This is a genomic window from uncultured Sulfitobacter sp. (genome assembly GCF_947497275.1).
Taxonomy (GTDB): Bacteria; Pseudomonadota; Alphaproteobacteria; order Rhodobacterales; family Rhodobacteraceae; genus Sulfitobacter.
In genome coordinates this window covers 329,599-342,907 of sequence record NZ_CANMFS010000001.1, presented here as the reverse complement: position 1 = coordinate 342,907, position 13,309 = coordinate 329,599, and the positions used below count along the sequence as shown (strand labels likewise).

The 13,309-nt window shown below is 63.2% G+C and carries 13 protein-coding genes; 6 read left to right on the top strand and 7 right to left on the bottom strand.

Features of this window, described 5'->3' with window-relative positions:
* Positions 1-223: 223 nt before the first annotated feature.
* Both Q1A06_RS01595 and Q1A06_RS01590 read right to left on the bottom strand, forming a co-directional pair.
* Positions 224-649: a DUF1622 domain-containing protein gene (locus tag Q1A06_RS01595; RefSeq protein WP_299557985.1), complete on the bottom strand. Its 426-nt coding sequence runs from the start codon at positions 647-649 to the stop codon at positions 224-226.
* 3 nt (positions 650-652) lie between these two features.
* The gene (locus Q1A06_RS01590; RefSeq protein WP_299557984.1) at positions 653-1,816 is read right to left on the bottom strand and encodes an acyl-CoA dehydrogenase family protein; all 1,164 of its coding nucleotides are present in this window, start codon (positions 1,814-1,816) and stop codon (positions 653-655) included.
* A 153-nt stretch (positions 1,817-1,969) separates the two neighbouring features.
* Here Q1A06_RS01590 and Q1A06_RS01585 point away from each other — a divergent pair, with 153 nt between their 5' ends.
* A complete protein-coding gene (locus Q1A06_RS01585; protein ID WP_299557983.1) occupies positions 1,970-2,437 on the top strand; it encodes a pyridoxamine 5'-phosphate oxidase family protein in 468 nt (155 codons plus the stop codon).
* A gap of 73 nt (positions 2,438-2,510) precedes the next feature.
* On the opposite strand, the gene Q1A06_RS01580 is transcribed toward Q1A06_RS01585, so the two are convergent.
* Positions 2,511-3,707: an aminotransferase class I/II-fold pyridoxal phosphate-dependent enzyme gene (locus Q1A06_RS01580; RefSeq protein ID WP_299557982.1), complete on the bottom strand. Its 1,197-nt coding sequence runs from the start codon at positions 3,705-3,707 to the stop codon at positions 2,511-2,513.
* Between the two features lie 3 nt (positions 3,708-3,710).
* Complete coding sequence (locus Q1A06_RS01575; protein ID WP_299557981.1) at positions 3,711-4,382, bottom strand: HAD-IA family hydrolase; 672 nt, start codon at positions 4,380-4,382, stop codon at positions 3,711-3,713.
* A 141-nt stretch (positions 4,383-4,523) separates the two neighbouring features.
* Between Q1A06_RS01575 and glmU the strand changes: the two genes are divergently transcribed.
* Positions 4,524-5,876, top strand: coding sequence for a bifunctional UDP-N-acetylglucosamine diphosphorylase/glucosamine-1-phosphate N-acetyltransferase GlmU (gene glmU / locus Q1A06_RS01570; protein ID WP_299557980.1), 1,353 nt, complete (start codon positions 4,524-4,526; stop codon positions 5,874-5,876).
* Between the two features lie 2 nt (positions 5,877-5,878).
* A complete protein-coding gene (locus tag Q1A06_RS01565) occupies positions 5,879-6,601 on the top strand; it encodes a DNA alkylation repair protein (protein WP_299557979.1) in 723 nt (240 codons plus the stop codon).
* Between the two features lie 36 nt (positions 6,602-6,637).
* On the opposite strand, the gene Q1A06_RS01560 is transcribed toward Q1A06_RS01565, so the two are convergent.
* Positions 6,638-7,165, bottom strand: a complete 528-nt coding sequence (locus Q1A06_RS01560) for a hypothetical protein (protein WP_299557978.1) — start codon at positions 7,163-7,165, stop codon at positions 6,638-6,640.
* A gap of 88 nt (positions 7,166-7,253) precedes the next feature.
* Between Q1A06_RS01560 and moaA the strand changes: the two genes are divergently transcribed.
* From moaA to Q1A06_RS01545, 3 genes are read left to right on the top strand one after another with little or no spacing between them, the layout of a single operon-like run.
* Positions 7,254-8,261 carry a GTP 3',8-cyclase MoaA gene (gene moaA / locus Q1A06_RS01555; RefSeq protein ID WP_299557976.1) on the top strand — a complete coding sequence of 336 codons (1,008 nt, stop codon included), beginning with the start codon at positions 7,254-7,256 and terminating at the stop codon, positions 8,259-8,261.
* A gap of 14 nt (positions 8,262-8,275) precedes the next feature.
* Positions 8,276-9,556: a 3-deoxy-D-manno-octulosonic acid transferase gene (locus Q1A06_RS01550; RefSeq protein WP_299557974.1), complete on the top strand. Its 1,281-nt coding sequence runs from the start codon at positions 8,276-8,278 to the stop codon at positions 9,554-9,556.
* A complete protein-coding gene (locus tag Q1A06_RS01545; protein WP_299557972.1) occupies positions 9,553-10,614 on the top strand; it encodes a glycosyltransferase family 4 protein in 1,062 nt (353 codons plus the stop codon). Before Q1A06_RS01550 ends, Q1A06_RS01545 begins: the two co-directional genes overlap by 4 nt.
* Before the next feature lie 11 nt (positions 10,615-10,625).
* Here the strand turns inward: Q1A06_RS01545 and Q1A06_RS01540 are convergent, their stop codons facing one another.
* Together Q1A06_RS01540 and Q1A06_RS01535 are read right to left on the bottom strand one after the other, a co-directional pair.
* Positions 10,626-11,789, bottom strand: coding sequence for a M20 aminoacylase family protein (locus tag Q1A06_RS01540; RefSeq protein WP_299557970.1), 1,164 nt, complete (start codon positions 11,787-11,789; stop codon positions 10,626-10,628).
* 159 nt (positions 11,790-11,948) lie between these two features.
* On the bottom strand, positions 11,949-13,295 hold the full coding sequence (locus tag Q1A06_RS01535; RefSeq protein ID WP_299557968.1) for an FAD-binding oxidoreductase: 1,347 nt from the start codon (positions 13,293-13,295) through the stop codon (positions 11,949-11,951).
* Positions 13,296-13,309: the final 14 nt, after the last annotated feature.

Genomic DNA, 13,309 nt, shown 5'->3' with positions numbered 1-13,309 from the left:
GGATGCGAAGAGAATATCGCACCACCACGTTGCGTTCGGTTTGCCCCTATATTCAATGATCGTCACGCCCACTGCTACGCGTTCCTCGTCGCGCGTCTTTCCGCCCAGGTGCCGAACCGGTAATCTCGTCCCTGGCACCCTGATCCACGGCAAATTGATCACTGGCAAATTGATCACCGGCAGATCCGAGCCAATTGCGACGGTCCGCTCGGACAGCGCCGGTTCAGTCACGCCCCAGCTCCGTTTTCAGCTGTTCCAGTTCACGGTCGAGGAAGAACGAGGTGATCGACCGGATCACCACCAGCAGCAACAGGAACAGCAGATCCGACATGCGCAGCGACAACGCGGTGTGGATCACGTCCGACACAATGAAAAGCTCCAGCCCCGCAAGGATGTAGCGCCCAAGCTCGATCCGTTCGCGGTTGGTGCGGCGCACCCGTTCGGGGCCCCGCCGCGCCACTTCGGCCACCGTGACCCCAACCATGAACCGCCCCGCGCCGATCAGCAGGACGAAGATCGCGAAAAGGTCGATCAGCGCCGCCGCCGCCTCCAGAATTACCGTCAGCCAGTGCAGCTCGTCGTGCAGCAGCCCGCCTTCCAGTTCCAGCCCGATCAACCCGTCGAGTGCGCTTTCCCGCTCGGCAGCCATTGCCTATCCCATCGCCTGCATCATTTCCCGGCCCACCAGCATCCGGCGGATCTCGGAGGTCCCTGCACCGATCTCCATCAGCTTGGCGTCGCGGAAAATGCGACCGACCGGATTGTCGCTCAGATAGCCCGCCCCACCCATTGCCTGCACCGCCTGATGCGCCTGCACCATCGCCTGCTCGGAGGCATAAAGGCAGCACGCCGCCGCATCCGCGCGGGTCACATCGCCGCGATCACAGGCCTTGGCGACCTCATAAACGTAGGCGCGCGCCGAATTCATCGCCGCATACATATCCGCCATCTTGCCCTGCATCAGCTGGAATGACCCGATCGGTTGCCCGAATTGCTTGCGCTCGGCCATGTAGGGCATGATTTCGTCGAGACAGGCGGCCATGATCCCCAAGCCTATGCCCGCCAGCACCACACGCTCGTAATCGAGACCGGACATAAGCACGCGCACGCCCTTACCCTCCTCGCCCAGCACATTCTCGAACGGAACTTCGCAATCGTCAAAGATCAGCTCCGCCGTGTTCGACCCCCGCATGCCCAACTTGTCGAAATGTGCGCTCGTGCTGAAGCCTTTCATTGATTTCTCGATCAGGAAAGCCGTGATGCCTTTCGATCCTGCGTCGGGGTCCGTCTTGGCGTAGACCACGAGCGTTTCGGCGTCGCAGCCATTGGTGATCCAGTACTTGTTGCCCGACAGCCGAAAGTGATCGTTGCGCTTTTCCGCCGACAGCTTCATCGATACCACATCGGACCCGGCGGAGGTCTCCGACATCGCCAGCGCGCCTACGTGCTCTCCTGAACACAGTTTGGGCAGAAATTTCGCCCGCTGCGCATCGGTTCCGTTCAGCCGGATCTGGTTCACGCACAGGTTCGAATGGGCACCGTAGGAGAGCGAAACGGAAGCCGATGCCCGCGCGATCTCTTCCACGGCGAGCGTATGCGCCAGATACCCCATACCGGTACCGCCCCACTCTTCCTCGACGGTCATCCCCAGAAGGCCGAGTTCCCCCATCTCCTGCCATAACGTCGGCGGAAACAGGTTCTCCTTGTCGATGTCTTGCGCCATCGGCTTCACCCGTTCCTGGGCCCAACGGTGTACCGTTTCGCGCATCGCATTGACGTCTTCGCCCAGATCAAACTGCATGGCGGCGTTAAACATGGCACTCTCCCTCGAACCTGATTTATTGAACGCTTGTTCATTACTTGCAGATCACCGCGCACCGGTCAAGCGCGCAGGCCGCACCGGGAACAATATTGCAACCCCTTGGTTGAGCTTGCAACCGTATCACGAATTGCCGAAAGGAAACCCGCCATGTCCAGTCTGAAAAACACCTTCTGGGACCGCCTCGCCGATGTACGCACAGGGATGTTGTCCGCCGATACCTCCCGTGCTGTGCCGATGAGCCATTACACGGATGCTGAGACCGGTAACATCTGGTTCATCACCGCCAACGGTACCGATGTCGCAACGTCCGCTACCGGTGGAGCGAAGGCCGAGTATATCGTAAGCAGCGACAAGGAAGGCCTTTACGCGCGGATCGACGGCACGTTGAGCGCGGTAACCGATCCTGACAAGCTTGACGAGCTGTGGAATGCAGTCGCCGCCGCTTGGTTCGAAGACGGCAAACGCGACCCCGATACCCAACTTGTTAAATTCACACCAAACCAGGCCGAAGTCTGGACAACCGACGGCGCGCTGTCTTTCCTCTACGAGATCGCCAAAGCCAATATGACAGACGAGTCACCCGATGCGGGCAATCACGGGACCATTACGTTCTGACGTCCGTTGCTGACCGCACCGACCGCCGCGCGCACGACCGTAAAAATGTCGTGCGCGCAAGCGCTCATCCGGATCACGTCTCTGTCTGGTACAAGCGCCCGACTTCTTCGCGGATGATCCGCGCGATAACGCTAAATTCGCTGGGCGTGATCGTCAGCGGAACACGCAAATCTACCAATCCGGCAAGCACCCGATCACTCGCAGGTAGCGGGTCAGGCGCGGCATAGGCCCAGCTGTCGTACCGGCTCGTGTAGCCTGATGGATCGGACGCGCCGAACCATTTCAACGCGACGCCGCGCCGTGCGCAACATTCAACCGCTTGCGATATTTTTTCGGCCGACCAGCCCGGTAGGAGAAACTGAAACGACGACCCTACAAAGTGCTCTTTTTCGGAGCGTTCGATCACCTTCAGTCCCGGCACATCGCGTAACCCGGCCTCCAGTGCCGCGTACCGCACGTTCCAACGCGCGCACTGTTTTGCAAGCGTCGCAAGTTGCGGACGCAATATTGCGGCACGCAGGTTGTCCATCCGGCCCGAGATGTTGGGAGTCTCGTAGATGAGATCATCGAATGCCTCCTTGGGCGGACCCGCAAGATGCTGCTCGTACAACATGTAAGACCCTGAATACAGGATTGCCCGTGCCGCAACCTCCGGATCATCCGTCACCAACAGCCCACCTTCCCCGGAATTCATGTGTTTGTACGTCTGGCACGAAAAGCACCCGACCTTACCCCAGCGTCCCGACGGCTTTTCATCCCATGCTGCACCCATCGTATGGGCGCAGTCCTCGATGATCGTGATCCCGTGCTTCTCGCAAATCTCGGTGAGCCGGTTCATGTCGCAGATGTGGCCGCGCATGTGGGACAGCAGCAGGACACGCGCCTGTTGAGCTTTCGCTTCGAGATCGTCGAAGTCCAGAACCAGCTCGTCGGTCACGCCGACAAACACCGGCACAGCGCCCACGGCTGCGATGGCGCCTGGAACCGGTGCCAAGGTGAATACATTCGTCAGGACCGTATCACCGCCCGTCACGCCAAGCGCGCGCAAAGCCGTGGCCAGAGCGTATCCGCCTGACGCCACCGCAAGACAGTATCGCGCCCCGACTGACTGTGCGAATTCCTGTTCCAGCAGAACCGTTTGCGCCGTCTCGCCGGGGGCGGTGTTGTACCGGTGCAACCGGCCGTGCCGCATAACGTCTATTGCCGCTGCAATGCCTGCTTCTGGGATCGGTTCCTGTTGCGTGAAACTTCCGCTGAAGACTTCCTGCATCGCCTACGCCTCTCTTAACAGGTCGTCGACCATATCGGGCAGATCGCCGTAGCGGTGCAACAACCGTTCGGGTGCCAGCGCGGCCATGTCGTCGCCCGCCGGTCCGAAGGTGACCAGGATCGACGGCACCCCCGCCGCTGTCGACGTATCCCTGTCGGTCACGCTGTCGCCGATCAGCACACAGCGTTCCGGCGCGCCTCCCGCGCGGCGCACGGTCTCGAACAGGTGCTCGGGGTCGGGTTTGCGCACAGCGAGACTGTCCGCGCCAAGCATCGCCCCAAAGTGTTCCAGAACACCAAGCCGGCCCAGCAACTCACGCGCCAGACCTTCCGGTTTGTTCGTGCAAATCGCCACCAGATAGCCACGCGACTTGAGCATCGCGACCGCGTCCATCGCGCCGTCGTAAAGGCGGGTGTGGGTACTGATCTCGCGGGCGTAATGATCCAGAAGCGGCTGGTAATAGGCGTCGATCAACGGATCGTGTGCTGCCCGCCCCAACCGTTCCATCCCCAGCCGTAGCATCGCCCGACCGCCGCGCAGCGCGGTGCCCGCGTCGGCGCGCGGATCCAACAGATCGCCCGCCCCCATATCGCGAAAACACGCGTTGGCCGCAGCGATCAGATCACCGCTGGTATCGGCTAATGTGCCATCGAGATCGAATACAACTGTTTTCATCCACGCGCTCCCCATGGTCTTTACCGGCGTAGCGCGGCGCCGGTGCCAAAACAAGTCGCCATGCGCGCAGGCCCGCGATGAGCTTGTACCATACCGCAATATCGCTCAAGAAGGCATCGAAACAGCAAGGGCGGACCTCCCATGAAAACGAGCCTCATCATTCTCGCGGCGGGCAAAGGCACGCGGATGAATTCGGACCTTCCGAAGGTGCTTCATCCCATCGCGACCGAGCCGATGCTGGTCCACGCCATGGCCGCCGGTGCAACGCTCGACCCCGAACACACCGTTGTCGTTGCCGGGCACGGGGCCGGACAGGTCGGCGCAGTGGCGCGCGGCTACGACGAAACCGCAACGGTCGTCGTACAGGAAGAACAACTTGGCACCGCACATGCCGTAGATCAGGCCCGCGCCGCACTGAAGGATTTCGACGGTACCGCGATCGTGCTGTACGGCGACACGCCTTTCGTCTCGCCCGACACGCTGGAGCGGATGATGGGCGCGGCCGAGGGCAGCGACGTCGTTGTTCTGGGCTTCGACGCGCGCGACCCCGGCCGCTACGGTCGGCTGGTGCTGGACGGAAATGAACTGGAGCGCATCGTCGAGTACAAGGACGCGACGGAGGCCGAGCGCGCGATCACCCTGTGCAACAGTGGCGTTGTGGCCTGCAAGGCGTCGCTGCTGTTCGATCTGATCGCGGGCGTCGGCAACGACAACGCGTCCCGCGAATACTACCTCACCGACATCGTCGCACTGGCCCGCAGCCGCGGGTTGAGCGCGACTGCGGTTACCTGCGCGGAGGCGGAAACGCTCGGTGTGAACTCGCGCGCGCAACTGGCCGAGGCCGAAGCCGCTTTTCAAGCCCGCGCGCGCGCGGCTCTGATCGAAAACGGCGTTGCCTTCCAGGCCCCCGATACCGTGTTTCTGGCCCGCGACACCGTGATCGGGCGCGATACGCGGATCGAGCCGAACGTCGTTTTCGGACCCGGCGTCACGGTAGAGAGCGGCGCGACCATCCGCGCGTTCAGCCATCTCGAAGGCTGCCACGTGTCTCGCGGCGCAGTGGTCGGGCCCTACGCCCGGTTGCGCCCCGGTGCCGAGCTGTCCGAGAACGCCCGCGTCGGCAACTTCGTCGAAATCAAGAATGCCGTGATCAGCGAGGGGGCCAAGGTCAATCATCTGAGCTATATCGGCGATGCCTTCGTAGGCGCGTCCGCCAACATCGGCGCGGGCACGATCACCTGCAATTACGATGGCGTAATGAAACATCACACCCATATCGGTGCGCATAGTTTCATTGGCTCGAACACCATGCTCGTCGCGCCCGTGCACATCGGCGACGGGGCGATGACGGGTTCGGGTTCGGTCATCACGTCGGATGTGGACGAGGATGCGCTGGCGCTCGCGCGCGCGCCGCAGGTCGAAAAAGCGGGCATGGCGCGCAAGCTGATGGAAATGCTTCGGGCCAAAAAAGCCAAACAGCAACGGAGCAGTTGATCGTGGAAGAACAGCCAGAGACACCTGAAAACACCGCAAACGATGCGCGCCATGCGACGTTCCTGGCACAGCTGGAAGCGCTGGCCGATCCCGAACGCGCGGCGGGCATGCGCAGCTATCACAAGACCGCGCGCGTCTATCTTGGTCTGACCAACCCCCAGCTGAACGATCTTACCCAACAGTGGCGCACCGAACTTGCGCTTCCCGAGCGGCTGGACGTTGCGGATGGCCTTTGGCAGACGGATATATTCGAGGCGCGCGTCGCCGCCGCCAAACTGTTGACGCAGGCCCGGCTGCGCCCCGACGATTCCGCCGCCTGGGCGCTGATCGCGTCTTGGGTGCCCGATTTTGACAGCTGGACCATCGCCGACCACGTCTGCATGGCGGGTCAAAAGCGGCTGGTCGCCGATCCCACACGGCTTGACGACGTAGAGGCATGGACCCGATCTGACCATCTGTGGACGAAACGCGCCGCCCTTATCGTCACCTTGCCGTGGACCAAACAGAACAACCCGAAACCCGAGGAAATTGCCGCGCGCACCCGCATTCTCGGCTGGGCCGCGGATTATGTCGATGACCATCGCTGGTTTATTCAGAAAGCCGTCGCATGGTGGCTGCGCGATTTGAGCAAACACGACGCGGATCGGGTGCGCGCGTTTCTGCAAGACCATGGACCTCGGATGAAACCTTTCGCGGTCAAGGAAGCCGCACGTCTGATGGCATAATGATCAGCTGGACCGGGCGCGTTCAATAGTCCGCGCTCAGCCTTCAAGCGTGACTTCGACTTCGGTGAGATCGGTCAGCGACGCGCCGATCAGCCGCAGCGCGGGCAGCGACAGGCGGCTGCCCCCTGATGCCGGTCCATCGATCGGGATCAGCGTCACGGCAGAAGACTTGCCCGTCGCCTTGTTCGTCACCCGGCCCTTCGTTTCGTCCTTCACCAACGGCGTCTTGAGCCAGAACCCCGGTTCAGTCGGGCTGCCGAGACTGGCGATGGTCGTTCCGAGCAGCTTCGAATCCGTCTGCTTCGCCGCCGGTGCCGCAGCCTGCGCCCGTTGTGCAGCCGACGTGGTGTCCAACGCTTCCTGCGTTCTGGCAGCCGCAGGCGGCGGCGGCGCCGAGGTGAGCGCCGAATCCGACGGCACCGCAGCGTTGTCATTTACCGAAACCTGCGCGGCAGCGCCGGGTCGTACGGTATCATCGGGCTGGCCCATGCCGAACTGTGCGCAGGCGCCAAGGCCAAGCACGGCAGGCAAAAGGGCAAACGGGAAATAATTGGTACGAGTCATGCAGATCACACTATAGTGTGGCCGGACCGCTATCAATCACCTGAAATGCCGCTTGCCCCCTTTTCGGCCAACCTTTACCACTGTGGCCATGACAACACCGCTTATTGATCCATTCGCCCGCGCGATCACCTATCTGCGCGTTTCCGTGACGGACCGCTGCGATTTCCGTTGCGTTTACTGCATGTCCGAAAACATGACCTTCCTGCCCAAGAAAGAGCTGCTGACGCTCGAAGAGCTGGACCGGATGTGTTCCACCTTCATCGGGCTTGGCGTCGAAAAGCTGCGCATCACGGGCGGCGAGCCGTTGGTCCGGCGCGGGATCATGACGTTTTTCGATGGCATGAAGCGCCATTTGGATGCCGGAACCCTCAAGGAACTGACACTCACGACCAACGGCAGCCAACTTGAGAAATACGCCAAGGATCTGTTTTCGGCGGGTGTCCGCCGGGTCAACATTTCGCTCGATACGCTCGACGAGGCGAAATTTGCCGAAGTTACCCGCTGGGGGCGCCTCGCGCAGGTTCTACGCGGGATCGATGCCGCACAGGCGGCTGGATTGCGGGTCAAGATCAACGCGGTTGCCCTAAAGGGGTTCAACGAACCGGAATTGCGCCACATCACCGAATGGTGCGCGTCGCGTGACATGGATCTCACGTGGATCGAGGTGATGCCGATGGGCGATCTGGGCAATGAGGACCGGCTGGATCAATACTGGTCCCTGCGCGATGTACGCGCCGAATACGCCAAGCACTACACCGTGACCGATCTGGCAGAGCGCACCGGCGGGCCCGCGCGCTATGTCCGGCTTGAGGAAACCGGTCAAAAGATCGGCTTCATCACCCCGCTTAGCCATAATTTCTGCGAAAGCTGCAACCGTGTGCGCATCACCTGCACCGGCGAAATCTACCTGTGTCTCGGTCAGGAGGACAGCGCAGATCTGCGCGCGCCGCTGCGCGCCCATCCGAACGACGATGCACCGCTCGAAGAGGCCATTCGCGCCGCCATCAATCTCAAGCCGAAGGGGCATGATTTCGATTATTCGCGCCAGACGGCGGGCGGACAGATGCCGCGCCACATGAGCCACACCGGCGGCTGATCCGGCCCCCGCCCGTGCGTGCCCCTCCCTCTTATCGCCTCTATGTGGCGCTGAGCGTTCTGCTGGTTCCCTTCGTCGCGCGGGCGACCACTAATAAACTGCGCCGTGCGGGTGTCTCGGTGCCGCGTTGCCACGAACGTCTGGGCCACGCGACACAAGAGCGACGCGCAGGTGCGCTGGTGTGGTTCCACGCAGCCTCTGTCGGCGAAAGCCTGTCGGTGCTGGCGTTGATCACCCGGATGGGCGTGGCGCTGCCGCAGGCGCGATTCCTCATCACCTCCGGGACCGCCACTTCCGCCACACTGGTGGCGCAGCGGATGCCGCCGCGCACGGTGCACCAGTTTGCCCCCCTCGACGCGCCCGGGCCACTCAAGCGATTTTTGCGTCACTGGAGGCCCGACGCCGCGATCTTTGTCGAAAGCGAGCTTTGGCCGCAGATGCTGCGCCGCACACACGCCAGCGGCGCGGCGATGGCGCTGGTCAACGCGCGGCTGTCGGAACGATCAGTGCGCGCATGGGAAAAGCGACCGAAGCTTGCGCGCTATCTGTTCGACGTCTTCGATCTGATCCTGACCCAGAACGACGCAATGGCGCAGACGATGCTGCGGATGCATGCCCCCGCGCCGCGCGTTGCGCGCGGTCAGAACCTCAAATCGTTCGCCGGGCCTCTGCCCACGGACGATGACACGCTTTTCGAGGCACGTGCCGCCCTGCTCAACCGCCCGGTCTGGATCGCCGCCTCCACCCATCCCGGCGAGGAAGAGATCGTGCTCTCCGCCCATGCGGCGTTGCGCAAAGAGTTTGCCGACCTGCATTTGATACTGGTGCCCCGCCACCCGGAGCGCGGCGGCGAAGTGGCCCGATTGATCGCGGACACCGGTATGCCCTTCACCCGCCGCACGCGCGGCGATGCGCCCGGCGGAGCGGTCTATCTGGCCGATACGCTGGGCGAGTTGGGCAATTGGTTCGCCCTTGGCGACATCGTTTTTCTGGGCGGCTCCCTGCGCCCCATCGGAGGCCACAATCCGTTCGAGGTGGCGCAATCGGGCGCGATGGTCCTGTCGGGCAATCATGTGTTCAACTTCGCCGAGACTTTCGCCGCAATGGAGCAAGCCGGTGCTGCCCGGTTGGTGGCCGACAGCGCCGATCTGGCGCAGCGGGTGGCGGATCTTCTGGCGGATGACGCCGCCCGAGACAGGGCGATCCGCGCCGCCCATAGCTTTGCGCGGGCCGAAACCGGCAAGCTCGATTCCATTGCCGCCCGCCTTATCAGCGCATTGAGGCTCGACCCATGACACATCTGAAGGACGTGCAAGTCATCGCGCCGAATTTCAAACGCCGCCTGTCCGGTGTGACCGCGACGGTGGTGCGTCTGGTGCCGGTGCAGGCGCGCGACATCGGCATCGTCGCGACCGGTCCCGTATTGCCACCCGAGGTGCCACAGATCCCGCTGCGTGCACTGATCACAATGCCGCGTTCGGGGCCTGACGGCGCGCGGGTCTGGCATGCGCGGCGCAATCTTGAGATGATCGCCGGACTGGCGCTGAAATACCTGCTGGGCAAGCGTCTGCGGTTGATGTTCACCTCTGCCTCGCAGCGCAAGCAGACCGGCCTCACACGGTGGTTGATCAGGCGCATGGACGCCATCGTCGCGACGTCGGACAAGACGGCCGCATACCTTGAATGCCCCGCGACCGTAATCATGCATGGAATCGACATCGAAGGCTTTGCGCCCGAGCGCGACCGTCGCGCGTTGCGCATGCGGTTGGGTATGCCGCCGGACGGCCCGCTGATCGGCTGTTACGGACGGATCCGCGCGCAAAAAGGCACTGACGCCTACGTCCACGCCCTGATCCGCGTGCTCGACCGTCATCCGGACGCCAAAGCACTGGTGATGGGCCGCGCCGTCGGCGACGCGGATACGCGGTTTCTCGAAGCCTTGCGCGACGACGTCCGCAAGGCGGGTCTGGAGGGGCGCATCCTGTTCATGCCCGAAGTCCCGACCGAGGCGATGGCAGACTGGTACGCCATCCTCGATCTTTACGTCGCGCCGCAGCGTTGGGAGGGTTTCGGCCTTACGCCCATCGAGGCGATGGCGACCGGTTGCCCGGTGGTCGCCACGCGCGTGGGCGCATTCGAGGCGCTTGTCGACGACGGTACAACCGGCACGCTGGTACCACCCGATGACATCCCTGCCCTCGCCGCCGCAATCGACGCGGCGCTCGGGGATCCCGACCGGTTGCAGCGGTGGCGAGAGACCGCGCGCCAGCGCGTAGAAGATCATTTCTCGCTCGAAACCGAAGCGCAAAGTCTGCTGGCGATCTACCGCAAATTGCTGACGCAGGGTCGCTGATCAAATCGCGTTCAGGCGGCGGGCATGCGCTGTTCCACGATGCCGGCCCACCAGCTGCACCCGGCGGGAATAACTTCGTCGTCGAAGTTGTATAGCGGATGGTGCACCCGCGCGCTGTCTCCGTTGCCTACTAGAATATAGGCGCCGGGGCGCTCTTGGAGCATGAAAGCGAAATCCTCGCCCCCCATGACGTGCGGCGCATCTTCGCACGATCCGGCGACCGATCGGGCCACCTGTGCCGCGAATTCCGTCTGGTCAGGATGGTTTACCATTACCGGGTAATTCCGGTAGTAGCTGACCCGCGCCTGCCCGCCCATTGCCGCTGCGATACCGCTGCAGATCTCGTTTACCCGCTTGTCCGCCAGATCGCGCATCCCGGGCAACATTGTGCGCACGGTTCCCTTCAGGGTCACAGTCTGGGGGATGACGTTATAGGCGTTCGACGCAGTCTGAAACGATGTGATCGACACCACGATATTGCTGACGGGATCCGCGTTGCGGCTTGCGATTGTCTGCAGCGCGGTAACGATCTGAGACGCGATGACCGTGGGATCTACCGTTTCGTTCGGTTTGGCCGCGTGTCCGCCGAGGCCCTCTATCTCGATATCCAGCAGGTCCGTGGCGGCGAAGAACGCGCCGGGGCGGATGGCGAAACTGCCCGCGGGCATACCGGGCCAGTTGTGCATCCCGTATACTTCCTGAATGCCCCAGCGTGTCATCAGATTATCGTCGCACATCACCTTCGCGCCGCCACCGCCTTCTTCGGCGGGCTGGAAGATAACGACCGCCGTTCCATCGAAGTTGCGCGTCTCCGCCAGGTATTGCGCCGCCCCCAGCAACATGGCTGTGTGCCCGTCGTGTCCGCAGGCGTGCATTGCGTCCGGCGTCTTCGACGCATAGTCCAGACCGGTCTGTTCGTGGATGGGCAAAGCGTCCATGTCCGCGCGCAGGCCGATCACCTTGCCCGACGCGGTGCTGCGTCCCTTGATCACCCCCACGACACCGGTCCGTCCGATCCCTTCGACCACCTCGTCACAGCCGAACGCACGCAGTTTCGCGGCCACTGTGGCCGAGGTGCGGTGGGTCTCGAACAGGATTTCGGGATGCTGGTGCAGATCGCGGCGCCAGGCGGTGATATCGGAATGGAGCTCGGCAAATCGGTTCTTTACGGGCATCGGTCAGGATCCTTGCGTTAGTTTGAACAGGAGCGGCCACTGCTGCGTGACCCGCCGGTGGCCGGCAGAGTGGGCACGGGCGTCAGTCTCTGATGCGCTTTTAACACCTTGAGCGCGCGCCGAAAGCCACTTGCGGCGGTTGAAATCAGCGGCCCCGTGTCAAACGTCAGGTCCGGGCACAATCGCCGATCCATCGGAAAATCGGCTGAACCGAAAGCGCCGCATGTCGTGGCCCGCCGCGCGGCCCGCCGCGAGATCGGCGAGGATGCGACCCATTGCGGGACCAATACCAAATCCGTGCCCGCTCATCCCAGTGCCGACGATCAGCCCGTTGATCGGGGTGTGATCCACCACCGGCACGACGTCGGGCATTGTGTCGATCATTCCGGCCCAGGTCCGCTTGAGTCGCACGGTGCCGAGCTTTGGAAACAGAGCCTCGAAATCCCTTGCAAGCCGCACCATACGCTTCGCATCGGGCTTGGGGTCGAGGATGCGCATCCGCTCGAAGGGGCTTAATGCATCACCGCTCCAGCGCCTCTTGGTACTCCACGCGTCGGGAAATCCTGTGGGGGCGGCGGGGAAATACCGTTGCCCGAACGGATCGATCAGCAACTGCGGCAGAAAGCTCGTGAAACTGCGAAATGCATCGGGACCGATATAAAGATGCGCCAGCCCCTTCGGTGCGAGCGTGTAGCCGCCATCGGCACGGCGGCGGAACGCGAGCTTGGCCGACGACGTCGCGATCTGGCCGATGTCGGGCAAGCGTTCGGTCGCGGCCACTTGCGCGCGCACCGACAGCTGCGGCAGCGCGACGCCGTGGTTGCGCAGGAACAGGGCCGACCACGCACCCCCCGCCAGCACGACCCGCGGAGCGGCCACACGGCCTATCTCGGTGACGACGCCCGCTACCCGTCCCGCCGCAAGATCGAGGCACCGCACCGCACACCGCTCGATGATCGTCACGCCCTCGCGCGCCGCGATCTCGGCCAGTGCGGGCACCGCCACCCATGGTTCGGCGCGCAGATCGGATGGCGTGTGCAGCGCGCCTGCGGGCCGGGCGGACATTCCCGGATACATCTGCGCCACCTCTGCCGCGCTCAACAAACGGCTGTCGAGCCCGTTGGCGCGCGCATCCACGAGCCAGCGATCGTAACCTTCGATGGCCGCACGGCTCGTCGCGAGATAGGTAACTCCGGCCTGCACCAACCCGATGTCCTCATTGGTCTCGCGGGCGAATTGCTGCCACAGGCGGTTGGCCTCGACCATGATCGGGATTTCTGCCGGATCGCGGCCCTGTTGGCGGATCCAGCCCCAGTTCCGGCTCGATTGCTCCGCCGCGACCAGCCCTTTTTCCAGCAGCACGACCCGCGCACCGCCACGCGCGGCGAAAATCGCGGTGCAAATGCCGATGATGCCGCCACCGATCACCACCAGATCGGCGGCATCCGGTAACGCGGCGCGATACTGCCGCACCTGTGCTTCGGTGATCGGAAAGCCTGCCGTCATGCCCGGACCCCGGC

What these genes read in the sequence shown, in the direction of transcription:
- Q1A06_RS01585 (WP_299557983.1), top strand. Translation starts at nt 1,970, where the DNA reads ATGTCCAGTCTGAAAAACACCTTCTGGGACCGCCTCGCCGATGTACGC.
- Q1A06_RS01590 (WP_299557984.1), bottom strand. Translation starts at nt 1,816, where the DNA reads ATGTTTAACGCCGCCATGCAGTTTGATCTGGGCGAAGACGTCAATGCG.
- Q1A06_RS01545 (WP_299557972.1), top strand. Translation starts at nt 9,553, where the DNA reads ATGACACATCTGAAGGACGTGCAAGTCATCGCGCCGAATTTCAAACGC.
- Q1A06_RS01595 (WP_299557985.1), bottom strand. Translation starts at nt 649, where the DNA reads ATGGCTGCCGAGCGGGAAAGCGCACTCGACGGGTTGATCGGGCTGGAA.
- Q1A06_RS01575 (WP_299557981.1), bottom strand. Translation starts at nt 4,382, where the DNA reads ATGAAAACAGTTGTATTCGATCTCGATGGCACATTAGCCGATACCAGC.
- Q1A06_RS01580 (WP_299557982.1), bottom strand. Translation starts at nt 3,707, where the DNA reads ATGCAGGAAGTCTTCAGCGGAAGTTTCACGCAACAGGAACCGATCCCA.
- Q1A06_RS01560 (WP_299557978.1), bottom strand. Translation starts at nt 7,165, where the DNA reads ATGACTCGTACCAATTATTTCCCGTTTGCCCTTTTGCCTGCCGTGCTT.
- glmU (WP_299557980.1), top strand. Translation starts at nt 4,524, where the DNA reads ATGAAAACGAGCCTCATCATTCTCGCGGCGGGCAAAGGCACGCGGATG.
- Q1A06_RS01535 (WP_299557968.1), bottom strand. Translation starts at nt 13,295, where the DNA reads ATGACGGCAGGCTTTCCGATCACCGAAGCACAGGTGCGGCAGTATCGC.
- moaA (WP_299557976.1), top strand. Translation starts at nt 7,254, where the DNA reads ATGACAACACCGCTTATTGATCCATTCGCCCGCGCGATCACCTATCTG.
- Q1A06_RS01540 (WP_299557970.1), bottom strand. Translation starts at nt 11,789, where the DNA reads ATGCCCGTAAAGAACCGATTTGCCGAGCTCCATTCCGATATCACCGCC.